24 protein-coding genes are annotated in these 25,795 nt (G+C 58.1%); 14 read left to right on the top strand and 10 right to left on the bottom strand.

Annotated features, from left to right (window positions below; genetic code table 11):
* Window positions 1-20 precede the first annotated feature (20 nt).
* Genes R0J87_RS01835 through R0J87_RS01825 form a run of 3 tightly spaced genes read left to right on the top strand, consistent with a single transcriptional unit; the run spans window position 21 to window position 3,660 of the window.
* The gene (locus tag R0J87_RS01835) at window positions 21-1,469 is read left to right on the top strand and encodes a TrkH family potassium uptake protein (protein WP_404344792.1); all 1,449 of its coding nucleotides are present in this window, start codon (window positions 21-23) and stop codon (window positions 1,467-1,469) included.
* Between the two features lie 35 nt (window positions 1,470-1,504).
* The gene (locus tag R0J87_RS01830) at window positions 1,505-2,758 is read left to right on the top strand and encodes a TraB/GumN family protein (protein ID WP_498883978.1); all 1,254 of its coding nucleotides are present in this window, start codon (window positions 1,505-1,507) and stop codon (window positions 2,756-2,758) included.
* Window positions 2,755-3,660, top strand: a complete 906-nt coding sequence (locus R0J87_RS01825; protein WP_498883976.1) for a DMT family transporter — start codon at window positions 2,755-2,757, stop codon at window positions 3,658-3,660. The genes R0J87_RS01830 and R0J87_RS01825 overlap by 4 nt, the downstream gene beginning before the upstream one ends.
* On the opposite strand, the gene R0J87_RS01820 is transcribed toward R0J87_RS01825, so the two are convergent.
* From R0J87_RS01820 to R0J87_RS01810, 3 genes are all read right to left on the bottom strand, one after another.
* Entirely contained in the window at window positions 3,657-4,427 is a 771-nt protein-coding gene (locus tag R0J87_RS01820) for a tRNA-uridine aminocarboxypropyltransferase (protein WP_498883974.1), read from the bottom strand. The genes R0J87_RS01825 and R0J87_RS01820 overlap by 4 nt on opposite strands.
* A gap of 77 nt (window positions 4,428-4,504) precedes the next feature.
* Entirely contained in the window at window positions 4,505-4,984 is a 480-nt protein-coding gene (locus R0J87_RS01815; protein ID WP_219862808.1) for a hypothetical protein, read from the bottom strand.
* Complete coding sequence (locus R0J87_RS01810; protein WP_081136616.1) at window positions 4,981-5,286, bottom strand: nucleotidyltransferase family protein; 306 nt, start codon at window positions 5,284-5,286, stop codon at window positions 4,981-4,983. Before R0J87_RS01810 ends, R0J87_RS01815 begins: the two co-directional genes overlap by 4 nt.
* 169 nt (window positions 5,287-5,455) lie before the next feature.
* Here R0J87_RS01810 and bioB point away from each other — a divergent pair, with 169 nt between their 5' ends.
* From bioB to bioA, 6 genes are read left to right on the top strand one after another with little or no spacing between them, the layout of a single operon-like run.
* A complete protein-coding gene (bioB, locus tag R0J87_RS01805; RefSeq protein ID WP_498883971.1) occupies window positions 5,456-6,544 on the top strand; it encodes a biotin synthase BioB in 1,089 nt (362 codons plus the stop codon).
* Entirely contained in the window at window positions 6,531-7,676 is a 1,146-nt protein-coding gene (gene bioF / locus R0J87_RS01800; protein WP_498883969.1) for an 8-amino-7-oxononanoate synthase, read from the top strand. Before bioB ends, bioF begins: the two co-directional genes overlap by 14 nt.
* The gene (locus R0J87_RS01795; RefSeq protein ID WP_498883967.1) at window positions 7,673-8,395 is read left to right on the top strand and encodes an alpha/beta fold hydrolase; all 723 of its coding nucleotides are present in this window, start codon (window positions 7,673-7,675) and stop codon (window positions 8,393-8,395) included. Before bioF ends, R0J87_RS01795 begins: the two co-directional genes overlap by 4 nt.
* Complete coding sequence (locus R0J87_RS01790) at window positions 8,392-9,177, top strand: methyltransferase domain-containing protein (protein ID WP_498883965.1); 786 nt, start codon at window positions 8,392-8,394, stop codon at window positions 9,175-9,177. Before R0J87_RS01795 ends, R0J87_RS01790 begins: the two co-directional genes overlap by 4 nt.
* A complete protein-coding gene (gene bioD / locus R0J87_RS01785) occupies window positions 9,174-9,896 on the top strand; it encodes a dethiobiotin synthase (protein WP_498883963.1) in 723 nt (240 codons plus the stop codon). Before R0J87_RS01790 ends, bioD begins: the two co-directional genes overlap by 4 nt.
* Window positions 9,893-11,170 carry an adenosylmethionine--8-amino-7-oxononanoate transaminase gene (gene bioA / locus R0J87_RS01780; protein WP_498883961.1) on the top strand — a complete coding sequence of 426 codons (1,278 nt, stop codon included), beginning with the start codon at window positions 9,893-9,895 and terminating at the stop codon, window positions 11,168-11,170. The genes bioD and bioA overlap by 4 nt, the downstream gene beginning before the upstream one ends.
* A 42-nt stretch (window positions 11,171-11,212) precedes the next feature.
* Here bioA and R0J87_RS01775 read toward each other — a convergent pair whose 3' ends face one another.
* The 6 genes from R0J87_RS01775 to R0J87_RS01750 all read right to left on the bottom strand — a co-directional run bounded on the left by R0J87_RS01775 (window position 11,213) and on the right by R0J87_RS01750 (window position 18,307).
* A complete protein-coding gene (locus tag R0J87_RS01775) occupies window positions 11,213-11,926 on the bottom strand; it encodes an SIR2 family NAD-dependent protein deacylase (protein WP_253019047.1) in 714 nt (237 codons plus the stop codon).
* A 32-nt stretch (window positions 11,927-11,958) separates the two neighbouring features.
* Complete coding sequence (aceK, locus tag R0J87_RS01770) at window positions 11,959-13,725, bottom strand: bifunctional isocitrate dehydrogenase kinase/phosphatase (protein ID WP_498883959.1); 1,767 nt, start codon at window positions 13,723-13,725, stop codon at window positions 11,959-11,961.
* Between the two features lie 97 nt (window positions 13,726-13,822).
* Window positions 13,823-14,347: a CIA30 family protein gene (locus R0J87_RS01765; RefSeq protein WP_498883957.1), complete on the bottom strand. Its 525-nt coding sequence runs from the start codon at window positions 14,345-14,347 to the stop codon at window positions 13,823-13,825.
* 96 nt (window positions 14,348-14,443) lie between these two features.
* Window positions 14,444-15,877, bottom strand: a complete 1,434-nt coding sequence (gene eat, locus R0J87_RS01760; protein WP_498883955.1) for an ethanolamine permease — start codon at window positions 15,875-15,877, stop codon at window positions 14,444-14,446.
* Between the two features lie 179 nt (window positions 15,878-16,056).
* Window positions 16,057-16,899 carry an ethanolamine ammonia-lyase subunit EutC gene (gene eutC, locus R0J87_RS01755; RefSeq protein WP_498883953.1) on the bottom strand — a complete coding sequence of 281 codons (843 nt, stop codon included), beginning with the start codon at window positions 16,897-16,899 and terminating at the stop codon, window positions 16,057-16,059.
* Between the two features lies 1 nt (window position 16,900).
* Window positions 16,901-18,307, bottom strand: coding sequence for an ethanolamine ammonia-lyase subunit EutB (locus R0J87_RS01750; protein WP_498883951.1), 1,407 nt, complete (start codon window positions 18,305-18,307; stop codon window positions 16,901-16,903).
* Window positions 18,308-18,519: 212 nt separating this feature from the next.
* Between R0J87_RS01750 and R0J87_RS01745 the strand changes: the two genes are divergently transcribed.
* Entirely contained in the window at window positions 18,520-19,482 is a 963-nt protein-coding gene (locus R0J87_RS01745; RefSeq protein ID WP_498883949.1) for a helix-turn-helix domain-containing protein, read from the top strand.
* Here R0J87_RS01745 and R0J87_RS01740 read toward each other — a convergent pair.
* On the bottom strand, window positions 19,452-22,268 hold the full coding sequence (locus tag R0J87_RS01740; RefSeq protein WP_498883947.1) for a bifunctional diguanylate cyclase/phosphodiesterase: 2,817 nt from the start codon (window positions 22,266-22,268) through the stop codon (window positions 19,452-19,454). The genes R0J87_RS01745 and R0J87_RS01740 overlap by 31 nt on opposite strands.
* A gap of 577 nt (window positions 22,269-22,845) precedes the next feature.
* Between R0J87_RS01740 and R0J87_RS01735 the strand changes: the two genes are divergently transcribed.
* The 4 genes from R0J87_RS01735 (at window position 22,846) to zigA (ending at window position 25,785) form a co-directional block, all read left to right on the top strand.
* A complete protein-coding gene (locus R0J87_RS01735; RefSeq protein WP_404344773.1) occupies window positions 22,846-23,208 on the top strand; it encodes a helix-turn-helix domain-containing protein in 363 nt (120 codons plus the stop codon).
* A gap of 233 nt (window positions 23,209-23,441) precedes the next feature.
* Window positions 23,442-24,056, top strand: a complete 615-nt coding sequence (locus R0J87_RS01730; protein ID WP_498883945.1) for a class I SAM-dependent methyltransferase — start codon at window positions 23,442-23,444, stop codon at window positions 24,054-24,056.
* 112 nt (window positions 24,057-24,168) lie between these two features.
* A complete protein-coding gene (locus R0J87_RS01725) occupies window positions 24,169-24,444 on the top strand; it encodes a TIGR03643 family protein (protein WP_498883943.1) in 276 nt (91 codons plus the stop codon).
* A gap of 114 nt (window positions 24,445-24,558) precedes the next feature.
* Window positions 24,559-25,785 carry a zinc metallochaperone GTPase ZigA gene (gene zigA, locus R0J87_RS01720; protein ID WP_498883941.1) on the top strand — a complete coding sequence of 409 codons (1,227 nt, stop codon included), beginning with the start codon at window positions 24,559-24,561 and terminating at the stop codon, window positions 25,783-25,785.
* The last annotated feature ends 10 nt before the right edge of the window (window positions 25,786-25,795 follow it).

Genomic DNA, 25,795 nt, shown 5'->3' with positions numbered 1-25,795 from the left:
ATACTGAGACAGCTAACACTATGAGCTTGCGGGTTATTTTACGTATTCTGGGCCTGCTACTGATGCTCTTCAGCTTAACAATGCTGCCGCCCATGCTAATGTCCCTCTGGTTTCGAGATGGGGTTTGGCACGCATTCATGAGCGGCATCGCCATTAGTGTGATGACCGGCCTACTGCTGTATTTGCCTAACCGCAAAGCGCGTAAAGAGCTGCGTATTCGCGACGGTTTTATCATTGCTGCGATGTTCTGGACGGTACTAGCGCTGTTTGGTTCGCTACCGCTTATGCTGTTTGGGGAAGGCTCGCTAAGCATTACCGACGCCGTTTTTGAATCGTTTTCGGGCCTCACCACCACCGGCGCTACGGTGATTACCGGCATCGACTTTTTACCTGAATCCGTGCGCTACTACCGCCAGCAGCTGCAATGGCTGGGCGGCATGGGGATTGTGGTACTGGCCGTGGCCATTTTGCCCACCTTAGGGGTCGGGGGCATGGCCCTGTACCGCACCGAAATTCCAGGCCCGCTGAAAGACTCCAAACTCACCCCGCGTATTACCGAAACCGCGAAAGCGCTTTGGTATATTTACGCCACCCTCACGTTTGCCTGTTTTGTGGCTTATATGCTGGCAGGCATGAGCTGGTTTGATGCCATTGGCCACAGTTTTTCCACTGTGGCGATTGGCGGCTTTTCTACCTACGATGCCAGCATTGGCTACTTTGATAGCGCGGCCATTGAGCTGATCTGTATTAGCTTCATGCTGATTTCAGCGGTCAGTTTCAGCCTCCATTTTATTGCCTGGCGAGAAAAACGTCTGCTGCACTACTTCGAAGATCCTGAAGCCCGCTTTCTGATGCTGTTTTTAACAGGTCTCACCACCATTGCCGTCATCACCCTGTGGTTGACCGACACCTACGACGACATTGTGGGTCTACGCCATGCGCTGTTTGAAGTGGTGTCTGTCGCCACTACCGCAGGCTTCGCCGTTGCCGATTTCTCTGGCTGGCCAGGCGCCCTGCCCTTTTTACTGTTTGTGGCCGCGTTTGTCGGTGGCTGCTCTGGCTCCACGGCAGGCGGCATGAAGGTCATCCGCATTATCTTGATTTTGAAGCAGGGCATGCGCGAAGTCATGAGGCTGATTCACCCCAATGCGGTGATTGCGGTCAAAGTGGGTAAAGTCAGCGTGCCGGACAGCATTGCCCAAGCCGTGTGGGGCTTTTTCTCGGCGTACGTCATGCTGTTTTTCTTAATGCTAGTGGGCGTCATGGCCACCGGTGTGGATCAGGTCACCGCTTGGTCCACCGTCGGCTCAGCGCTCAATAACTTAGGCCCAGCTCTGGGGGAAGCCAGCAGCCATTACGGCGACCTACCCAGCCTTGCCAAGTGGATTTTAGTCCTTGCTATGCTGCTAGGCCGCCTGGAAATTTTCACGGTCCTGGTGCTCTTTACTCCCGCTTTTTGGCGTCGCTAAGCCAGTGCTCACGTTACTTTTATTGAGATTTATTAATGACCCAAGATGACACTACCCCGCTGACCCAGGCACCCAATGCGCTGCCAACGACCAGCGGCCCTATGAAAACCATCACCGTCGGTGACACACAATACACTCTACTGGGCACCGCCCACGTGTCAGCGGAAAGCGCCAACGACGTTCGCCAACTGATCGACAGCGGTCACTTCGATGCCGTTGCCATTGAGCTGTGTGACGCCCGTCACCACAGCATGAACAACCCAGACGCCATGGGCGAGCAGGACTTGTTTCAGGTGTTCAAGCAAGGCAAGGCCGGCATGGTGGCGGCGAGCCTGGCGCTCGGTGCCTTTCAGCAACGGATCGCCGAACAATCCGGCATTCAGCCGGGGGCCGAAATGCGCGCGGCGGTGGAAGAGTGCCGTACCCGCAATTTGCCGCTGCTGTTGGTCGATAGGGACGTAGGCATCACCCTGAAACGCATTTATCGCAACGTGCCTTGGTGGCAGCGCTTCTCGCTCTTCTCAGGGCTGATTGGCAGCGTGCTTTCTCGCCAGGATGTCTCCAAAGAGGACATCGAAAAGCTCAAAGAGGGCGATATGCTGGAGGCCACGTTCAGCGAGTTTGCCGCTGAATCCGAAGCGCTCTACACGCCCTTAATTCGCGAGCGTGACCGCTATATGGCGCTACGTTTGGCGGAAGAAGCGCCGCCAGGGCGCTACCAGCATGTACTGGTGGTATTAGGGGCTGGGCACCTAAAAGGCACCAGTGAACACTTAGAAACGCCGCTGCCGGAAAACCCCAATGTCGAGCGCGAATCGCTTGAAGCCTCGCCGCCGCCCTCCAAGCTGTGGAAAGCTGCCCCTTGGTTGATTACCGCCCTGGTCATTACCGGTTTTGTGGTGGGCTTTTCACGCAATACCGACCTTGGCTGGCAGCTGGTCATCGAGTGGTTCTTGATTAACGGCATTCTGTCTGGCGGTGCGACGATTGCGGCGCTTGCTCACCCGGTCACGGTGATTGCTACCTTCTTCGCTGCACCGCTCACATCGCTTAACCCCACCATTGGCGCGGGCTTTGTAGCGGCGGGGGTCGAGCTGTATATGCGCAAACCCAAAGTGCGCGACTTTTCGACCCTGCGCCACGATGTGACGCAGTTAAAAGGCTGGTGGCAGAACCGTGTCTCTCGCACCCTGCTGGTGTTTATCTTAGCCACCGTGGGTTCTGCCATTGGTACCTGGGTGGCTGGCTTTAGGATCGCAGGCGCGCTATTTGGCAGCGGCGCGGCGTGAATAGTGTTAAACAAGCCCCCTGGCAAGCAGATGCGCTGCTTCTGCTCGTCACCGCCTTAGCTGCGGGTGGCTGGATATTTTCTAAAGAAGCGCTGGCGGGCATGCCGCCCCTACTGTTTATAGGGACGCGCTTTTTATTGGCGGGGTTGATCTTACTGGGATTTGCTTGGCCAGCGCTGCGTAAGATGCCCGCTCGTCGAATACAGCGCGGGCTGCTGGTGGGCGTGTTATTTAGTGCCGCCATTGCGTTTTGGGTATTAGGGCTGCACCACTCCAACCATTTAGGCGAAAGCGCGTTTATCAATAGCCTCGGTATCTTATTGGTACCGGTGGTGGCACGGCTGCTGTTTGGCGACCGCCCGCCTCGCTCCACCTGGGTCGCGCTACCCGTGGCGCTGCTTGGGTTTGCCCTGCTATCGCTCAACGCAGGCTTTAATATCGAAGCCAGCCAGCTGCTGATGGCCTGCGCCGCCCTCTGTTTTGCACTGCTGATCAATGTGAATACCCGCGTGGTGCGTAACGTCCCTGCCTTACCGCTCACCACGCTTCAGCTTATTTCTGTTGGCGTGGTGCTGACAGGGCTATCGCTGGTGGTGGAGCACCAACCGCTGGCCATGAACACCTCCATTCTCGGCTGGTTTATAGCCAGCGTCCTGCTGGCGAGCTCACTGCGCTTCTTCTTGCAAATTAAAGCTCAGAGCATGACCACCCCAAGCCATGCAGCGGTCATTTTGATGTTAGAAGCGGTATGGACTGCGCTGCTGGCAGCGTGGTGGTTTAGCGAAACCATGACTCTACTTCAGCTGCTGGGCTGCAGCCTGATTTTCGCCGCGCTGCTGATTAACCGCTGGTACTGGGTGCGCAAAGTACTGCTACGCTGGCTGCCGGGCCAAACCCCTTAGCGTTCCGACTGTTGCCTGTCTAACAGCCGCTGCATCGCAGGGGTAGGCTCGGCAATCTTGCGATAGTAGCGGCTTTCCGCATAGCTATCGTTGAACACGTCAAAGTAATCATCCAACACGCTTGCCGCTGTTTCATCACCGCTCTGGCGCAGCAGCTCAATGGCCACCTCGGCGGTGCACAGATGCGCTTTAGAGGCGGGCTTGCGCAGCCGATAGCGGGTTTCACGCTCAGTGCGCAGCGGCAGCACCGGTAGCGTATCCAGGTAAGGGCTTTTGCGGAACATGCGCCGCGCCTGACGCCACGTGCCATCCAAAATAATAAACACCGGTATGCGCGCCTGCTGCTTGGCAGCATGCACTGCGCCAATATCCACCACACGGTCGGCGTAATCCGGCTGGTCGTCCGGGAAAATCACAAACGGCGCGTAGCGCGGGTCTACCAACAGCGCCGCCAGCGTGTCGTCCGGCGCGGTGCGATACCAGGTAAACACGCGGGTATTGGTCAGCACATCGCCAATCAAACGCCCGGTATTAGTCGGTTTGTAGTGTTCAATAGAGTGGGTCAACAGCCACACCTGGGCGTCGCTCTCCGCCTTGACCTGATACGGGCAGAGGCAGTTCAGCTCGGGCAGATTGCAGCCTTCGCAGCGCTTGACGAAGCTGCCCCGCGCTTTGAATTCACGCCGAGGCGGGCGCGGATGCCCGGTGGCCGGGTCGCGGTCGGTCAATGCATCGTGCTCAGGGGGCAGCGAGGTCGCGTCAGGCATCTGCGCTCCAGTGGGTCGTCAAAGGGCGCAGAGTATAAAGCAGCGTGGGGTTGAACAGCCAGATGCTATTCCGGCCGCTATCTTTCAAATGTCAGCGACAGCTTTTGGCCAATACGCTCAAGCATAGCCACCAAACTAGGCACAGATTCAATGGCTAGCATTAATATCGCTGCATTTTTATCTGGGTCGTCTGGATACTCATGGGCGAAGCGATTGCGAAGCATCCGTAAGGACTGCCACTGTTCACTCTCTTCCAAATAGCCCAATTTCTCTAAACGATGGAGCTTATCCAACATTGGGCGATCTTCGTAGGGCTCTTGAAGGTAAAGCAGTACCGAGGGGAACAGCCGAGTCCCCATCGCATCTTGTAATTTACCGAATCTTAGTACGAATTGATCCAAGCTTTGAATCTGCGCATCGTCCAGCGCCGCTAATTGACTCCCCGACAGCGGCAAGCATGGTGTAAGAGACGAGAGCGCATAGTCAATAAAATGCATATGCCGTTGGCACTCACGCCATGCTTCTTGCAAACGTAGTAGTGCAATATCCTGAGTCATAATGGAAGTCCTGCCCGCTCAGCAATGCTAAAAATGGCCGGATAATTCTGGCGGCTGGGATAATCAATCAGCATATCGATTTTTTGCTCGCCGAGTAGCTGCTGAAGCTTTACTTGGCAGCGCATTTCAGCACGTACTATGTCATTGACATCGTGGATATCCGTTGTGATCAGAAGATCAATATCGCCACCTTTGGCTTGATCATCCGTGCGGGAGCCAAACAGCTTTACGTTCGCTTGCGGCCCAAAACACGACTTCACGGCGCTGACGATGGCCTGACGCTGAACATCATTTAAGCGCATCGTTGACCTCCTTAGCCTACGCACTAGCCATTTATTACTTTCAAAAGGCTAGCATATTTTAGCCTTTCTTTTTCCTACTCATGGTAAACCAACTCTCTTCAAAAAGTTGACACCTTCAGCGCAGCCCCGCTAGAGTCCTGTCAACTTTCAAAAGAATATAGGTTTACCCGTGACCGCTACCTCGACTGCTTCTCACGCGGCGGATGCCGCGCCGCGCCACGACTGGACGCTTGACGAGATCAACGCGCTGTTTGCGCTGCCCTTTAACGACCTGCTGTTTCAAGCCCAGCAGGTTCACCGGGCGCATTTCGATGCCAACGCGGTGCAGGTGTCTACTCTGCTGTCGATTAAAACCGGGGCCTGCCCGGAAGACTGCAAGTACTGCCCGCAGTCGGGCCACTACAACACCCAGTTGGAAAAAGAGAAGCTGCTAGAAATCGAGAAGGTAGTGGCCCAGGCCCAGGCGGCCAAAGAGGCAGGTGCCAGCCGCTTCTGCATGGGGGCCGCGTGGCGCAGCCCGCGGGATAAAGATTTAGTGGTGGTGGAAGAGATGGTGCGCCAGGTAAAAGCGCTGGGGCTTGAGACCTGTATGACGCTGGGCATGGTCGACGGCGAGCAGGCCACCCGGCTGGCCGCTGCCGGGCTCGACTACTACAACCACAACCTCGACACTTCCCCCGATTACTACGGCGAAATCATCACCACCCGCACCTACAGCGACCGCTTAGAGACCCTAGCCACCGTGCGTGACGCCGGTATGAAAGTGTGCTCTGGCGGTATTTTGGGCATGGGCGAAGGCGCACAGGATCGCAGCGCGCTGCTGCAGCAATTGGCTAAGCTCTCTCCGCACCCTGAATCCGTGCCTATCAACATGCTGGTTAAAGTGCCGGGAACGCCGCTGGAGAACGTCGAGGATTTAGACCCGCTGGAGTTTATCCGTGCCATTGCCGTGGCGCGCATCATGATGCCCCAGAGCCACGTGCGCCTCTCCGCAGGCCGTGAGCAGATGAGCGAATCCACCCAAGCGCTCGCCTTCCTGGCCGGTGCTAACTCCATCTTCTACGGTGACAAGCTGCTGACCACCGGCAACCCCCAGGCAGAGCGCGACCGCGCGCTGTTTGCCAAGCTGGGCCTGCACCCCGAGCGCCGCGATACCTGCGAAGACGATACACAGCGCGCCGAGCGGCTGGCCCAACAGGCGCAGCGTAACGCCCAGGCCGAGCGCGCTGCCGCGCTGGCGGTGGATGCCAGTGTCTGAGGTGTGGCACCAGCGCTTAGCGGCAGCCCGCGATGAGCGTGAGCGCCAGCAGCGCTGGCGCAACCGCCGCGTCTCTGCCCATGGGACACTCGACTTTGCAGGCAACGACTATCTGGGTCTTGCCCAAGACCCACGGGTCCAGGCGGCTCAGGCGGAAGGCGCGAAACGCTTTGGCGCTGGGGCCGGCGCGTCTCACTTAGTCAGCGGGCACCTGGGCATTCACGATGCACTGGAAGAGGCGCTGGCGGAGTGGACCGGACGAGAGCGGGCGCTGCTGTTCTCCACGGGCTATATGGCAAACCTGGGCGTACTGCAGGCGCTAGCGGATTCGAACACCGCGATATTTCAGGACCGACTTAACCATGCCTCGCTGCTTGATGGTGGCGCGCTGAGCGGCGCTCGCTCCCGGCGCTACCACCACCGGGATGTCCACGACTTACGGCGTTTGCTTGCGCGCAGCACGGCCACCCATAAGCTGGTAGTGAGCGACGGCGTGTTCAGTATGGATGGCGATATCGCTGACGTCGGCGAACTTGTCCACATTAGCCAGCAGCACGGCGCTTGGCTGATGATCGACGATGCCCACGGGCTCGGCGTGCTAGGGGAGAGCGGCGCGGGCTGCGTGGAGGGATTTAACAGCCAGGACGTGCCGATCTTGGTCGGCACATTGGGCAAAGCGCTGGGCACCGCAGGCGCATTTGTGGCGGGCGACGCCGCGCTCATCGAGCACCTGATTCAGTTTTCCCGTAGCTATGTGTACACCACCGCCCAACCGCCCAGTATTGCCGCCGCCACGCTAGAAACGCTCACCATCGTGCAGCGGGAACCGGAGCACCGCCAGCGGCTCGCTCGCCATATTGACTACTTTCGCCAGCAAGCCATCGCCTTGGGGCTGCCCATCGGCCACTCCCACACGCCGATTCAACCTCTGCTGCTGGGAAGCGAGCAGCGCACCCTGGCCTGGGCGGCCACGTTCGATGAGCACGCTATCCAGGTAGGGGCGATTCGACCACCCACGGTGCCCAACGGCGAGGCGCGCCTGCGTATCACGTTAAACGCCCGCCATACTCAACGGGATATTGATCGGCTACTGGAGGTGGCCACTGCCTGCCTGAACGAGGAGCAGCGATGAAGCTCATCCTACTCTCGGGCTGGGGCGTCGACCGCCGTATATGGCAGACGCTTTCGGAGTACTGGCCCAATACGGTCAAACCCAGCGCAGTGGAGTGGCCCGGCTACGGCGAATCTCCTGCGCTACCTACCCCCACACACATTGAAGCGCTCGCCGAACGGATGGCACCCGAGCTACCCAGCGATGCCGTATGGGTGGGCTGGTCACTGGGTGGGCTGCTGGCCACAGCGCTGCTTGATTACCTGCCGCCGCCTAAGGCCCTGCTGCTACTGGGCGCAGGCAGCCGTTTTTGTAGTGACGCGAAGAATGAGGGCGGTGTGAGGAGTGACGAGCTTGCCAGCTTTCAGCGCGCCTTCCACCGCGACCCCATTGCCACGTGGCGGCACTTTCTGCGCTGGCAGGCCCAGGGCGAACCTGATGCCCGCGAGGCTCACCGCCAGCTACGAGCACAGTTAGGCGATACTCCCCAAGCCAATGCCGCCACGCTCGCGCAAGGGCTCATGTGGCTTGAAACGCTGGATAACCGGGCACTGCTCGCTCACCCTCCCTGCCCTATCCACCTATTGGCGGGAGCACACGACCCGCTGCTATCGAGTAGCACTCGCCAGCAAGCGCTAAGGCTGGAAGTCGCAGGACACTGCCCCATGCTCTCTCAGCCCTCCCAACTGACGGCACGGCTGGCCGAGCAGGCCACGCGCGCGCTTCAGGAGCCGCGATGAACACACCGGCCACCTCGCTGCCACTGCCCCGCTGGCAGGAGCGTGTTGCTCAGGCTTTTTCCCGAGCGGCACCACGCTACGATGCCCTCGCTAGCGCCCAGCGCGACATTGGCGAGGCGCTCTGGCAAACGCTACCGGAGAGCGCCCAGCATGTGCTCGACCTTGGCTGCGGCACCGGCTACTGGACCCAGCGGCTGGCGAGCCACTACCCAAACGCCACCACCACCGGGCTCGACCTGGCGCCGGGTATGCTCGCCCACGCCCAGGCGCAGTATGGCGATGCTATACGCTGGCAACAGGGGGACGCCGCCGCGCTGCCGCTGAACGACGCAAGCGTGGATCTTGTGTTCTCTAACCTAGCCATTCAGTGGTGCCCGGATATCGGTGCAGTGATGCGGGAGTTGGCACGGGTGCTCGCCCCTGGCGGGCAAGCGCGAATCACCACCCTGCTGCCCGGCACGCTGAGCGAAGTTGCCACCGCCTGGCAGCGGCCCGAGGCGCTGCTGCAAACGCCGGATGTCAGCGCCGTGCAGCAAGCGATTCAGCAAAGCGGCCTGCACCTCACCCAGCACGACTGCAATCAGCGGCGCTTTTTTTATCCCGACCTGAACGCCGTAATGGCCTCTATCAAAGGCGTGGGTGCCCAAGTGGCAAGACCCAACGCTCGGCTGAACCGCCAAGCGCTTGCCACCGCCCAGGCCCGCTATGAGTCGATACGCACGCCGCAGGGGCTACCGGTGAGCTACCACTGCCTGACGCTACAACTGGAAAGCGCGCGATGAACAACACCTATTTTGTAACCGGCACCGACACCGATGCAGGCAAAACCCTGGCCACCAGTGCGCTGCTGTGCGCCGCCCGCCAGCGCCAGCTCACCACGCTAGGGTTAAAGCCCATCGCCTCTGGCAGCGAGGCCACGCCCAGCGGCTTGCGCAACCGCGACGCCCTGGCGCTACAGGCGCAAAGTTTCCCGCCGGTGGAGTACCCAACGGTCAACCCCTGGGCCTTTGCTCCCGCCATTGCGCCGCATCTCGCTGCTCTGGAAGCAGGTGCGATGCTTAACGTGGCCAGCGTTACTCAGGCGCTTAGCGACACGTTAACCGACACGCCACGGGATCTGACGCTGATCGAAGGCGCAGGCGGCTGGCGGGTGCCGTTGAACGAGGATGAGGACTTTTCCGACCTGCCCCGCGCGCTAGGGCTGCCGGTGATTCTGGTGGTTGGGCTGAAACTGGGCTGCCTTAACCATGCCCGGCTCACCGCCGAGGCCATCGCCGCCGATCACTTAACGCTGGCGGGCTGGGTAGGCAGCGTGGTGGACCCAAACTTTGCCGACGACAGCCCGCGCTTTGCGGCCAATGTGGCGCTGCTAAAACGCGCCCTGCCCGCCGCTTGCTTGGGCATCGTTCCTCATTTGGCTACGGCGGATGCGACCACCGCGCAGTGCTACCTCTCCCTTGATGCTCTGCTCCCCCTCGCCACCCAGGAGGCGACGCCATGAACTCCCCCGTTTGGCACCCCTACGCCCATCTTAAAACCCAAACGCCTGCGCCCAAAGTGGTCGGCGGCAGCGGCAGCTACTTTACGCTGGAAAGCGGCGAGCGCCTGCTGGATGCCACCTGCTCTTGGTGGTGCATGATTCACGGCTACGGCCATCCGCGCCTCGTCGCCGCCATTCGCGAGCAAGCCGGGGAGCTTTGCCATGTGATGCTGGGCGGCCTGACCCACGACCCCGCCGATCAGCTGGCAAGGGCGCTGGTGCGCATTACCCCGCCGGGGCTGAACCATGTGTTCTTCTCCGATAGCGGCTCGGTGGGTATGGAAGTGGCCATGAAGATGGCGCTGCAGTATCAAGTGCTGAGCGGCCACCCCGGCAAGCGCAAAATGCTCTCGCTCATGAAGGCGTACCACGGCGATACCACCGGCTGCATGGCGGTGTGCGACCCCGAAGAGGGCATGCACAGCCTGTTCGCCAGCCTGCTGCCCCAGCACCACTTTGCTCCAGCCCCCACGGCCCCCTTCGACGCGACGCCGGAGCAGGTGGAGCAGGACCTCGCCGGGCTGCGGGAGGTGCTAGCGCGCCACCACCATGAGATTGCTGCACTCCTGATGGAGCCGCTGCTGCAAGCGGCGGGCGGGCTGAACATGACCTCGCCAGACTACCTGCGCGGCGCGCGAGCGCTATGCGATGAGTTTGGCGTGCTGCTGATTTTTGATGAAGTCGCTACCGGCTTTGGCCGTACCGGCAAGCTGTTTGCCGCCGACCACGCGGGCGTCACGCCAGACATCATGGTGCTCTCCAAAGGGCTGACCGGCGGCTACTTGGGCCATGCGGCCACGCTGGCTACCGACCGGGTTCACGGGGCATTTATTGGCGACAGCGAGCACCACGCTTTCATGCACGGCCCTACCTTTATGGGCAACCCGCTGGCCTGCCGCGTGGCGCTGGAGAGCCTGAAGGTGTTCGAGGAGGAGCACTACCTTGAAAAAATTGCCGCGCTCAGCCAAACGTTACAGCGCGAGCTATTAGACGACGTAGCGCTGCGCGCACATTCGGCCGTAGCGGACGTGCGCGTATTAGGCGCAACGGCGGTGATCGAAGCCCACAGCAGCGAGGCGCTGAAGGGCGTTGCCGCGTTTGCCCGAGCGCGGGGCGTGTGGCTGCGCCCCATTGGCCGCTGGCTTTACACCATGCCCGCTTATATCGCGACGGACGCCGAGCTCACCCAGATTACCGGGGTAATGAAAGCGTGGTTTTTGGAATCACGCCATTAATGTGCCAACCCACGGTTGGCTCAACCCTCGTCTTGCGCTAAGTCAGGGTAAAATTAAATTCCCCTGCTTACGCCACTGGTTAACCAGCGCCGGCACGCCCTCCCCCGCCGTGGTATTGATCGCCAGCACGCCGGGTGGGCTGAGCTCATCGGCGTCGGGGTCTACCAGCGCGCAGGGGGTGTCGTAATCGATATAGGTGAGCAGCGATGCGGCGGGCATCACCGCCAGCGAGGTGCCGACCACAAGCAGGAAATCCGCCTGGCTCACCAGCTCGCAGGCCTCTTCGAACAGCGGCACCGCCTCGCCAAACCACACCACGTCCGGGCGCAGCTGGCTGCCCTTATCGCACACGTCGCCCAGGGCAATACCCCCCTTTAACAGCGGGTAGCGCAGCCGCGCATCCACCGATGAGCGCGCCTTCAAAATCTCGCCGTGCAGGTGCAGCACGTGGCGCGAGCCTGCCCGCTCGTGCAGGTCGTCGATATTCTGGGTAATCACGCTGACCTTGAAGCCATCCTGCTCCAGCGCCGCCAGCGCTTTATGGGCGGCGTTGGGCTTCGCGCGGCGGATCTGCTCCCGGCGCTGGTTATAGAACGCCAGCACCCGCTCCGGGTCTTGCCGCCACCCTTGCGGCGTAGCGACCTCTTCCACCGGGTGATCCTCCCAGAGGCCATCGCTGGCGCGGAAGGTTTGAATGCCGCTCTCCGCGCTGATTCCCGAGCCGGTAAATACCACCAAGTGCGGGGCTGAAGTCATGCTGTCCTCGGCTTACGTCGTCCAGTAAACGCCTAATGTACCAGTTGCCCCACGGTGCCCGCGAACCGCTGCTTGTTGCGATACGGGTAAACGTCGATCACCCGCCCATCCAGAATCGCCCGCTGCAGCGCCAGCCAGTAGTCCGGGTCGAACAGCTCCGGGTGCTGCTCCATAAATAGTGCGCGCAGTTCCGGGTTGGCAAACATAAACGGGCCAAACTCTTCGGGGAAGATATCGTTGGGGCCAATAGATAAACTGGACCCGCCATCCATGTAACTGTCGTACCCCTGGGATTTGGGAATATGGCGGAAGCGACACTCGGTGAGATAGCTCACCTCGTCGTAGTCGTAGAAAATCACTCGCCCGTGGCGGGTGACGCCAAAATTCTTCAGCAGCATATCGCCAGGAAAAATATTCGCCGCCGCCATCTGCTTGATGGCGTTGCCGTAATCTTTTAGCACCATGACTCTTTCATCGGCGCTGCACTGCTCCAGGTAGATATTCAGCGGCGTCATCATTCGCTCGGTGTAGCAGTGCTTAATGATCACTTTATCCTCTTTCAGCGACACCGTGGAGGGCGCGACCTCTAGCAGGTGGGCCAAACACTCCGGCTCGAAGTGGTCTTGGCGGACGATAAAGTTGGAGAACTCCTGGGTATCGGCCATCCGCCCCACCCGGTCGTGGCGTTTTACCAGCCGGTACTTCTCCCGCACGATGGCGTGGGTGACCTCTTTGGCGGGGTCGAACTTATCCTTGATGATCTTGAACACGGTTCGAAAGCTCGGCAGCACGAATACCGCCATCACCATGCCCCGCACCCCCGGCGCGATCATGAACCGCTCTTCGCGCTTGGCGACCTGCTGGTTCAGCGCGCGGAAAAATTCGGTTTTGCCGTGTTTGAAAAAGCCAATGGCGGCGTACAGCTCGCCCTCCGGCTTGTGGGGCATGAGCTGTTTTAGGTAACCGACAAACTCCCCCGGCACCGGCACCTCTACCTGGAAATAGGCGCGGGTGAACGAGAAGATGATCGATACCTCATCGGTTTCGGTGAGGACCGTATCCAAATGCAGGCAGGGGTCGCCGCCCTGCTGCTCGCCGTACCCCTCGCCATGCAGAACAGGCAGCACCAGCGGCACCTGCTCGCCTCCGCCCAACACACGCCCGACCAGATACGCGCCTTTATTGCGGTAGAACACGCTGTTGAGTAGCTCTACCTGGGCATCCTCCGCCTGCCAAATCGCGGCGGGAAGCTGGGCTTCCAGCAGTCCAGCGCCGAGCTGGCTATCGCGTTCCAAGCTGGCAAAGGAGGACTCAAACGGGGCTTCACTCAGCGCCCAAGCGAGTGCCCCCGCCCAGTCGCCGTTGACGTAATGCCTGCGGCACAGCTCAATGCCCGAACGGTGCGCGGCATCCTCCCGGGAGCTGTAGACAAACATCCAGTCGTTGCGGATATGTCGATGCTGAAACACCGAGCAGAACAGCGAATTAAAGAAGGTTTCCGCCAGCTCGTAATCCAGCCGCTGGCTAATCAATTGAGCGTAGTGCCCTCGTGCTTCCCGCCACGTCTCACAGTGGGCCAGCACCTCCTGGGCAAAGGTGCGCTGCAATCGTTCGAGCGTCTCCTCGACTTTTTCACCGTACAGGTTGATCCGCGCGGCGGAGGCTTGCTGCGCTTCACGCCAGGCGGCGTCGTGAAAACGGCGGCTTGCATCTGAGGTGATCTGCTTGAAACGCGCACGGTACTCATCGAAACCGTGCAGTACAGTGGCCGCTAGGCGATACGCGGGGGAGTGTTTCATCACGCTGGCTCACGTCGAAAGAGGGCTTCCCAGATTCCGTGAACGGCACACTACATACGAGACGACCTTAGTCCTGTAAGTGTCAGCCCTGTCAGTGTCAGCTCTGTGAGTGTGAATCTTGTGGGTACGGCGCAATGGAGGCGACCTCCAGGCGAAACGGCCCGGCAGTGCGGTCGGCAATCAAGAAACCGAGCTGGTGAATAGAGTGCGGGTCGAGAGGCGGCGCGCTGGAAAGCAGCGTGCCCCGGCGTACCGCCTCGAACTGTGCCCAGGTGAATTGATGCGTTTCCCACTGGTGAGCTGTAGGCGTGAAGGCGACGCGGTAGGCGCTTGCTTCGTTCAGCGCGCTGCTTTTGAGCCTCAGCTGATAGGTGCGACCATCGCCACGCACGCGAAGCGTAACTCCTTGGCTGTGTGCGAGGGTCGGCTCAAAGCCGTTGGGTTCACGGCGCACCGAGGCAAAACCGCCGCCGTTTTCCAGCGATACCTCGCCACAAAAGCTGCCAGCGCCCGCTTCCACGCGAAAGCCGCTTTGAGACACGCCGCCCATCACACCATCATCCACGGCGTACCAGCGCCGCTGCTCTGCCTCGGCCATGTTCGATTCGGTAAAGTTCAACATCCTTCAAGCTCCTCCTTGCCTGCCAATAACAACGCCTCTGAGCGAAAGCCCAGAGGCGCACTGCCGTGGTTCAGACTAGGCGATCTGCCGTGGTGATTACAATTTCGCGGAAGCGACATTCGGTGCGACAGGATCGATATCTTCTGGCGCGGCGGTGACCAGCGCGAATTCCTCTTCTGCGGTTTTCGCGACTAAATGGTTTTTACTGTAGAGGAAGTAGTAAGCCGCTCCGGCAATGAACAGCACGATGGTGTAGTTGAACGCGCGAGGGTCAAACGCGTAGACACCGGTCAACGCGACGAGCGAGAGCACCAACGCGATGCCTGAGGTCACCACGCCTCCCGGCGTTTTATAGGGGCGCGGCAGGTCGGGCTGTTTCACGCGCAGCAGAATATGGCTAAGCGCCATCAGCGCATAAGAGATAGTCGCCCCCACAACGGCCATGCCTAACATCAGATCACCTTCCCCGCTCAGCGATGCGAGAAAGCCAAAGATACCGGGCACAATCAGCGCTAAGTAAGGCACTTTACGCTCGCTGGTCAGCGACAGCTGTTTAGGTAAATAGCCCGCCCGAGAGAGCGCGAATACTAGGCGGCTATAGCCATAAATAATCGAGAAGAACGACGCGATCAAACCCGCTAAGCCCAGCACGTTAACCAGGGTCGCCAGCGTGGGATTACCCGCCGCATTCAGCGCATCTACCAACGGCACGCCGCTTTGGCCAATCATCTCAGCGCCCGCCGCACCGGCCAGCAGCACGACTACGAGCAGGGCAGTGAAGAGCAAAAACAGCATCGCACCAATGATGCCTTTGGGCATATCCCGGGCGGGGTCTTTAGCCTCTTCGGCCGCTAGCGGCACACCTTCAACGGCCAGGAACAGCCACATACCAAAAGGCAGCGCCGCCCAAATACCGTACCAGCCGAATGGCATAAAGGTGCTCGCCCCCGCCGCATCGGTGGGTGCAATATCAAACAGGTTGGCCGAATCGAAATCGCCGATCAGCGCCACAGCGGTGGCCAAAATGGCAAAGACCGCCAAACCGCTAATCACCATCATCACTTTCAGCGCTTCCCCCACACCCGCTAGGTGAATGCCGATAAACACCGCATAAAACAGCAGATACACCAGCGGCCCGTTAACGCCTAATAACGCTTCCACCGCCGAGCCAATAAAAATCACGATGGCCGCCGGGGCCAGCGCGTACTCGATCAATACCGCAAGCCCGGTCAAATAGCCGCCCGCAGGCCCCATGGCTTGGCGGGCAAAGCTGTAGCCGCCCCCTGCCGCGGGAATGGCGGCGGACATTTCTGCCAGCGCCAGCACTAGCGCGAGGTACATCAGCGCCATCAAACAGGCGGCAATCGCAAAGCCGCCCCAGCCCGCTTCGGCAATGCCAAAGTTCCAGCCCGCAAAGTCACCGGAAATCACGTAGGAAACCCCAAGGCCCGCGAGCAGCATCCAGCCTGCCGTACCTTTACGCAGCTGGCGCTTGGCCAGATACGCCTGATCAACCGTTGGTTGTGTCATCGTTTTGCCCTTTTCAGTGTGGAACGCAATGGGTGTCAGCGGCGTGCTGCGATCCTGGTTCCGTCTTGTTATTGGGAGAGTCGTCAGCGTTGTTATTGAAAATGTCGTCAGCGGTGTTATTGAAAATGTCGTTAACGTTGTTATTGAAAGTGTCGTCCGCGTTTTGCGCGTGGTGATCGTCAATCAGCCACAAGGAAATTTCGAGTTGAACCGCTGCTGCCCTCCAAGACGCTGTCTTCGCTGCGGTCTTTTAGCTTCACGCCGGAGAGCTTGCGCTCCCGCGCCTCGGTTAACAGCAGCAGCAAGCGCCGGGCCGCCTCTTCATACGCAAGCCCGGCCGGCCGCACGTTGGAGATACAGTTACGCCGGTCATCTTTTAACCCCACTTCGGGGCCCCAGGTCATGTACAGCCCCAAACTATCTGGGGAGCTAAGGCCGGGGCGCTCGCCAACCATGACCAGCACTGCATCTGCGTTGAGCAGCGCGCCTACTTCGTCGCCAATCGCCACGCGCCCCTGCTCAACAAGAGTCAGCGGTGCGAGCTGCCATTCGTTCTTGTCGCATCCGAATGCGTCATACAACGCGGTGAGAAACGGGGCGCTGTTCTGCTGCACCGCCAGCGCCGAGAGGCCATCGACGATCACCACCGCCAGATCAAACCGTTGGCCGCTCTCTGCCGCCTGCTGCAGCGTCTGCCGGGATGCCTCGTTGAGGCGTCTGCCGTAGTCGGGCCGCTGCAGGTAAATCGCGCGGTCCTCTGCACGGCTGTGTACCGCAAGCGGTGCGGTGCTCAAGCCAAGCGCCTGGGTCAGCTCATCGGCCAGTGTTTGACACTCCAGTGGGCAGTGAACCGCATCTTGAGCTTGGGCATGGGCGAGCTGAAACGCGAGCAGCTGTTTGGTGGGCAGGCTTACCCCTGCGCGCCCCAGCCCAATGCGCGCGTCGGTAAAGGCGCGCAGGCGCTCCCAGGGGTTCTCAATGACGATAGGCGCAGTGGTTTCCTGCGTGGGTTGCTTAGGCATTTCAGTCGCTCCCCTTCGGCAAGTGGCGCAGGCTGTTGGCAAAGGCGGCGGGCAGCTGGTCGTTAAGACGGTGGGTGCTCACATCTTGGAAGATCTGCATCTTGGCCAGCCACTGCTCAAATTCCGGCGCGGCTTTTAGCCCCAGCACCCGACGGGCATAGAGCGCATCGTGAAACGAGGTGGTTTGATAGTTGAGCATGATGTCGTCAGAGCCGGGGATGCCCATCACGAAGTTACAGCCCGCTACGCCCAGCAGCGTTAGCAGGTTATCCATATCGTTTTGATCGGCGTTGGCGTGGTTGGTGTAGCACACGTCGCACCCCATCGGCACACCTAAGAGCTTGCCGCAGAAGTGATCCTCAAGCCCGGCGCGGGTGATCTCTTTACCGTCGTAGAGGTACTCGGGGCCGATAAACCCCACCACCGTGTTGACCAACAGCGGATTGAACTTGCGCGCCACGGCGTAGGCCCGGGCTTCGCAGGTTTGCTGGTCTAGCCCGTGGTGAGCATCGGCGGAGAGCGAGCTGCCTTGGCCGGTTTCGAAATACATCACGTTGCGACCCACGGTGCCGCGATTGAGCGTTTGCGCGGCGGCTTCGGCTTCCGCCAGGGTGCTCAAATCAAACCCAAAGCTGCGGTTGGTGGCTTCGGTGCCGCCAATGGACTGAAACACCAGATCCACCGGTGCGCCCTGTTCAATGGCTTCTAGCGTATTGGTCACGTGGGTCAGCACGCAGGATTGCGTAGGGATCTCGTATTTCTGGATCACGTCGTCCATCAGGCGCATTAGCTTGATGCTCTGAGCGACGTTATCGGTAGCCGGGTTGATACCGATCACCGCATCGCCGCTGCCATATAACAAGCCATCGAGAATACTGGCCGCGATGCCGGTGACGTCATCGGTGGGGTGGTTGGGCTGTAAGCGGGTCGAAAGCCGCCCAGGCAGCCCAATAGTGTTGCGAAATGCCGTGGTCACTTGGCATTTCTTCGCCACCAGCATGAGGTCCTGGTTACGCATCAGCTTACTTACCGCCGCGGCCATTTCCGGCGTAATGCCGGGCCTTGCAGCGGCCAGCGCTTCACTGGTGGCGTGGTCCGAAAGCAGCCAGTTGCGAAAATCGCCTACAGTCAGGTGCTTCAGCGGCGCAAACGCCTCTGCATCGTGGTCGTCAATAATCAGGCGGGTGATTTCGTCCTGCTCGTAGGGGATCAGCGCGTCGTTCAAAAAGGTGGTGAGCGGCAGCTCAGCCAGCACCATTTGGGCGACGACCCGCTCTTCTGCGGACTCTGCCATCACCTCGGCAAGGCGGTCGCCTGAGCGCGGTGGCGTGGCTTTGGCCATCAGTTCGGCGAGCCCGCTAAAGCGATAGCGGCGGCTCCCCACCGTGGTGTGATAGGTCTGCGCCATGGGCCTTCCCTTCTCTTACCTGTTCGATACTCAAGGCACGGTATGCGCGTTGAGGAACAAAACTTGCTTGTTCTCACAATAGCGCTATCACTTAACGGGGAGTATCGAGTTTTGGCAAAACACACCAAGGCTATAAAAACCAATAAGAAACAGCTGGTTAATAACGACAACAAGGCGTGGACGCGGTTGATTCACGCTGTCAGGAGCTGGTGATGACCTTGACGCCTACCCAAAGCGCACCAAAAAAGTGCATTCAAGAAGCGTTTGATGCTGACGAGCATGCGCAAAACCTCACCCGCTGGCAGCAGCAGTATGATCAGCTGACCCCAGGGCGGTTTTATGGGCGGCTGGATGAAATTGCATTGCCTGCCATTCAGGTGTTCAAAGAGCACACCGGCCAGGCGCTGCGTCAGGATTGCCGGGTGTGGGAGAACTCTTTATGGCTGGGCATTCCAACCCGACCAGCGGGCTCGCGTATCAATGGGCAGCCACTCGACGCGCAGCAAGTGATGTGCCGCCCCGGCGGGCGCGATTTTGAATTGGTGACCCCGGAAGCCTTCGATATTTACGGGCTGGTGATACGCCTACCGGCATTACATGCCGCCGCCGAACGCCAGGGCATCGCGCTGGATGAGCAGTGGATGACCGCGCCCCGCCGGCATGTGAACCCTGCCACGCTGCGCGCCCTACTGTTTCTATTGGAGCGGCTGTTAGGCCAACAGCAGGGAGCCATTGCTGAAAAGCTGCATCAGGATATTCTCTTGACCGGCCTGCTAGAGCTATTAGATGCCCAACAGCCCAGTGGCAAGCTGCCTCCCAGCTACGCACATCGCAAAGCCGTGGTCGACCGGGTCAAGCAGTACGTCGACGCGCATGTAGACGCCCCCATCACCATGGACGCGCTGTGTGAACTGACCCATGTGAGCCGACGCACGCTACAATATAGCTTTACGACGATTTTAGGCATTAGCCCATTGCAGTTTTTAAGGCTAACGCGCCTGAATCGCGTTCGCCGCGCTTTACGCGCTGCAGAGCCGCCACAAACAGTCACTGAGATTGCGACGTATTGGGGATTTTGGCACTTGGGGCAGTTCGCCCACGACTATAAACAGCAGTTTGGTGAGTGCCCTTCGCAAACGTTATATCAACCCGCTGGAGCGCTTAACCACCGCTGAGCGAACTGTTCCGCATCCAGTGGGCGGTCATAATAATAGCCCTGCGCCTGGGTGCATCCCATTGCTAACAAAGCATCACTCTGCGCTTTGCACTCGATGCCTTCCGCAATAGTTTGCAGCCCTAACGTATTCGCCATCGCGATAATAGTGGCCACGATAATGCGGTCGTTATCGCTGGTGAGCATATCGCGCACAAAGGAGATATCGATCTTAATTTTGTCCGCCGCAAAGCGTTTAAGATATGCCAGGGAGGAATAGCCGGTACCAAAATCGTCAATCGAGAGCCCCATTCCGTGGCTTTTCAGCACTTCCGTTATCGCAATGGCGTCATCAGGATGCGTCATGATACCGCTTTCGGTAATCTCCACACTTAAGGCTTGCGGAGACACGCCATGGGCTTGGCAACTTGCTAAGAGCGTGGCAATTAAATCGTTATCATCGAACTGATCAGCGGCGATATTAATCGCCAACTGGCCATTTAACTGCAGCCCTTGGCGCTGCCAATCGGCTAACTGTCGGCAGGCTTGATCAATCACACAATTGCCTAAGGCTACGATCATGCCGCGCTCTTCGGCAATGCTAATAAATTGCCCAGGAGGGACCTCTCCTAACTCTTTATCCCACCAGCGACACAGCGCTTCGGCGCCAATCAATTGGCCGCTGCGCATATCCACCTGAGGCTGAAAATGTAAATAGAGAGAGTGGTTAGCAATCCCAATCGCCAGGCGTTTGGCAATATGCAGCTGCTGCGCCACGGCTTGCCCCATCCAGTGTTCAAACGTACGGACCGTCAGCTTATGGCGCTTGGCTTGGTACATTGCAATATCGGCATGCTTTAATAGCGATTGCGACGTTTGCCCATGGGCAGGAAAAAGAGAAATACCGACGCTCACCGAAAGCTCTGACGAGTGCTGCTCTATAACAATTGGCTTATTTAGGCTAGCGCATAGCGTATCAGCGGTTTGCATAGCCTCTCTCTCGTCGCCAGTGCCCCGACAGATCACTACAAACTCATCCCCGCCCAACCGAGCTAGGTAATCTCCCTGGGGTAAGACACGGCGGAAGCGATGCGCTACCTCCTTAAGCACTAAATCACCAATATCATGACCCGCCGTGTCATTAATCTCTTTGAAGTGATTAAGGTCGAGTAACAGCAGCGCGAAGGGCACGTTGCTACCATCGCTCACGCACTCTTCAAGACACTGTATAAAATCCGTGCGGTTAGGTAGCTGCGTGCCCGCATCACGAAATGCGAGCTGGCGTATACGCGCTTCATCCCGCTGGCGGCCAAGTTCTGATGCCGCCCTCGCGGCGAATATCTGTAGCACCGTCGTAACGATTTGGGTATCAAACAGCGGTGCCTTAAACATCACACCAATAATGCCAATAGGCTGGCCCTTTGCGTCATCCAGCCGCCGTCCCACATAGGCATTTACCCACTCCAGTGCCCCATTCGACTCTACTGGCAATCGAATGCCAGCACCTTCATGCACAATACACTCACGCTGAGTTAATACGTCCTGACAAGGCACACCCTCAAGATGGTAACTAAACGCTGTCTGGCGCGTACCGTTGACGTACAGCGCCAGGACGTTGGCAACATTAGCATTCTGCTCATCTAGCGTGGCGATAAACCCTACTTCCGCAGCCAGCGCATTGGCCATGTGGTCGGTGAGCTGGGTCAAAAAAGCTTGGCCGTGCTGGGCAGACACAGCAGTCGCTACCTGGGCCACCGCGTGCTGAATACGCTGTTCCGCTTTACGGTGGCGTAGGCTATCAATGCCAAACGCAATATCATCGGCAAGTTCGCTTAAGAGACGCACCTCAGCGGAGGTAATGGGCGTATCATCACTCTGGTAAAGCGATATCACACCAAGCAACTGGCCACGGTAAATTAACGGCAGCGCCATTAAGGCACAGACCTCTAACGCCATTAGAGTGGTCTCAAGCCCAGAGGCGGTGGGGCTGCTTTGCGGTATAAACACGACAGGAGCTTGACGCGTTAGCGCTTGGCAGATGATATCGCGACTATAGCCCGCAATGAGCAGTTGCTTTGGGCTTAACCATCCTAAAACATCCCCCTCCACATCGGCACAGGCTTGCAGTGCGCCTTCTGGGTTGGCACTTGCCCCGGGCAATACTTGATGAATCCAAGCAGCCGTATAGCCTCCTACTTCAACGACTACCCGGCAAGCTGATTGAAGTAACGATGCCTCATCGCGGGCATGAAAGCGCGCATCGTTCCCCCTACTTAACAGCCGGAGCTCACGCTGCTTGCTGGCAATCCGTTGATCAGCCTGCTGACCAACTAATTGCCGGGAAAGCTCAATGCCTGCTAGCGACGCAATAATTCGCATCACTTCATTGGCATATTGAGGCAAGGCTAAAGGGCGAGAGTGCATCAAAACAATAATACCCTGACAGCGACCCGCCACATTTGTCATGGGCACACCCAGGTAGCTCTCAACGGATAGCGAGGATAGCCGTGAATCGTTGGGAAAACGGTCGCGCGCCTGAGACGCGATGTAGAAACAGGCATGTTCCTTTACTTGTTCGCAGGGCGTTTCCTGTAAGGCATAAGGATCAGCATCCACAAACTCCCCTTGCGACCACATTGCTAAGGGCGTTGCCGTACCGGTGCGATCAACGCTGGCTACCAAGGTGTGATCAACTTGCAGTAATTGCGCCAAGGTTTGGGCTAGGTGATGAAAAAACCCGCCTTTATTGACGAGGGACAATCCATCAGCAAGCTGTTGGAAAATTTCTGGTGCCGTCGTGGGAGACATGATATTAAGCGCCTTCGGATTTGAAAGGTAAGCCACGCTGGCAAGCCAAACGCTTTTTTCAAAGCCGAATTGACCGCTGTGTGATCATCCCTGAGCCATACAGTGATTGTCTCTGCGGTGGTGGAGCAATGCGGTAGTCAAGAACTGCGCTGTTAAAAGCATTACTCGTCGTTATTGCCACTGCCAGTGGTAAAAACTGCCCATGAGCACCATAAAATTATGGGTACTACATGAGCGACACTCTTTTTTATTTACGCTAGCACTTACACGGCAAAAACTTGGTCATTTAATTAAGCGCCTTAACAATTAATTTTTTAAAACGCATCTCAGGCATTTAAACAATCACGCCTAACTGCCAAAACCACTCACCACTAAAAACTAGCCGACTATCGTCCAAATTATCTTAAATGACCAATTTAAATAGATTTAACCGCGCAACTTATTTAACGGCAATGTTCGCCGTCAAAAAAATGGTTCACGCCGTTCATTATCAACCTATCAAGATGATATTCAACCTAAACAGTCATTCATGTCAATAGGCGGTTCCCCAACCATTCAAGGTTATATGGAGGACAGTGTGAATAAAATTGAACAGAAACGGCTAGCTAGCAACATCGGCAGAGCCATCGCCAAACAGCGGATACGCAGCCAGTTAACCCAAGAGGAAGTCGCTGAGCGCCTCGGGGTTGGCAATGAAGCCGTTTCTCGAATCGAGCGAGGGCGGGTTATCCCCAACATCGTTCGCTTATTAGAATTAGCCGAGATATTCAACTGCGAAGCCGCAGAGCTATTAGGCCAGGCAAGTGTTCATGTCGATGATCAGACTCACCGAGTTAAATCGATATTAGCCCCTTTAAAGCACCATGACCGACAACTCATGCTAGAACTTATTGAACGCCTGGCTCTTCGTTTTCAGCAAGACACATCCTCCGAAAAATAGGTCAACCAGCATAAGACTGCTGCCGAATTGTCCGAATGTCTCTCTTCTCGCCCAGCTCGCTTGGCTGGCGCTTCTCCTTCCTACCTTGGAGCTTCTGAGCGGTTCATGCTATAGGTACTAACCATGAAAAATGCTAGCCATGAAAAGTACTAGCCATGTTAAGTACTCACCACGACAGGTGCTGTCCACGACGTCATGACTGCGCCGCCTCTCGACTCCCCCTGTGAGGGCCTATGCTAAACACGACCGCCTGGAACCGCTTTCGCTATAGCGCCTATGCCCCTCTCTATGATGTCGTGGTGTCCCGCGCACTGCGCAGAGCGCGCCGGATTGCCCTTGACCAAATCGACTGGGAGCCAGGCATGCGCGTGCTGCTAGTCGGCGCCGGGACAGGTTTAGACCTCCCCTTCCTTCCTCGTGAGCTGGAAATCCACCTTACCGACCTCACTCCAGGCATGCTCAAGCGTGCCAAAGACCGTGCCGAACGCTACCAACGCGACGTCAATTGTCAGGTCATGGATGCAAGCGCGCTTACGTTTGAGGATGAACACTTCGATGTCGTGATCATGCATCTTATTTTGGCGGTGATGCCCAACCCTGAGCAGGGTCTCGCAGAAGCCTATCGCGTTCTCAAACCCGACGGCCAGCTGTGCGTGATGGATAAATTTCAGCCCGATCATCAACCGGCTGGCGCTATGCGACGAGCGGCCAATATCATGACCTCGTTTATCGCAACAGACATCACTCGGCAAGCAACGCCCTTGCTTCAACAGGCGGGCTTTCGCATTCGTCACGACGAGCCTGTGCTTATGAATGGGCTTTTTCGCGCGCTTCTAGCCGGTAAGTAAAGCCACTCACTTTCCCACAGTCAGTACACATACTCTCTTCTGTCCAACACTGGTACAATTTAAACATAGTGGCCCAATGCATTATCTGTGTACCCTGAAGAAGGAAGCCCTGATGCCAAAAGCTGCTGTAAAACGCTTTCGCAGCCTGCCTGACGATGAGCAGTCGCGGGTGATTGAAATGGCTTGGGAAGATCGCACGCCGTTTGAAGCCATCGAACGACTTTACGGCCTTGGCGAACCTGATGTGATTGATGTCATGCGTTACCAGCTTAAGCCTGCCTCGTTTCGTCTATGGCGGCAGCGCGTGACAGGACGCTCAACGAAACATACCGCACTTCGCTCCCCTGACGTACTGCGCGGCTACTGCCCAACACAGTACAAACGTTAACAGCGAGTACCTAAGCACTTGCTGCCTTGCTGCCTTGCTGCATGATATATTTTCAGCGCCTCTTTAATGTTATATTATTACATAACATTAAATCATTTAGAGGTGCTCGTCACTATGGCTGCGTTCTCCCCCTTACCCGTGACCGTGCTTTCCGGCTTTTTAGGTGCCGGCAAAACCACCGTGCTCAATCATATTCTGGCCAACCGTGAAGGCCGCCGAGTGGCTGTGATTGTGAACGACATGAGCGAGGTGAATATTGACGGTGCGCTGGTGCGTGGCGGCCCCGGTGAACCAACGCTGGACAGCGATGTGGCATTGAACCGCTCTGAGGAGCGCTTGGTAGAAATGAGCAATGGCTGCATCTGCTGCACCCTGCGTGAAGATCTGTTGGTCGAGGTCAGCCAGCTAGCCCGTGAAGGCAAGTTTGATTACCTGGTGATCGAGTCGACCGGTATTTCTGAACCGCTGCCTGTTGCCGAAACGTTCACCTTTGAAGATGAGAGCGGACAGAGCCTTTCCCACGTTGCCCGGCTAGACACCCTGGTCACGGTGGTCGATGGTGCGAACTTCTTGGCCCAGTACCAAGAGGCGCAAAGCCTTGCCGAAGCAGGAGAGAGCTTAGGTGAAGATGACGAGCGCAATGTCGCTGACCTGCTGGTGGATCAGATCGAATTTTGCGATGTGCTACTGATCAGCAAGACCGACCTGATCAGCGATAGCGAACTTGAGTCACTGAAAGCGATTCTGCGCTCGCTCAACCCGGACGCAGAGCTGGTACCGATTTCTCAAGGCGGCGTTCCGCTAGATAAAGTGCTGGATACCGGCAGATTCAACTTTGAACGTGCCCAACAGGCCCCCGGCTGGCTCAAAGAGATGCGCGGTGAACACGTACCGGAAACCGAGGAGTACGGCATTGGCAGCTTTGCCTATCATGCACGCCGCCCTTTCCACCCGCAGAAATTTCACGACCTGCTGAATGCGGAGTGGTTTGGCAAAGGCCTGCTGCGCTCTAAAGGTTTCTTCTGGCTGGCCACCCGCCCACGCTATGCGGGCCAGTGGAGCCAAGCAGGCGGCATTGCCCATCACGGCCCGGCGGGCGTGTTCTGGAAGGCCATTCCAGAAACCGACTGGCCGGAAGACCCGGAGTACCGCCAGTTCATTATGGAAAAGTGGCAGGAGCCGTTTGGCGATATGCGCCAAGAGCTGGTGTTTATCGGCCAAAACCTGGACCAAGCGAGAATGCGTGAAGCGTTGGACGACTGTTTACTCAGCGAGGCCGAACTATTAGAAGGGATGCAGACATGGCTGCAGTTGCCTGATCCGTTCCCGGCCTGGGAGTAAAAGCACCACT

It is taken from the genome of Halomonas sp. SIMBA_159 (genome assembly GCF_046536035.1).
Classification (GTDB): domain Bacteria; phylum Pseudomonadota; class Gammaproteobacteria; order Pseudomonadales; family Halomonadaceae; genus Vreelandella; species Vreelandella venusta_A.
Note: the sequence above shows the minus strand (reverse complement) of the source record. Positions and strands in the feature narration are given on the sequence as shown.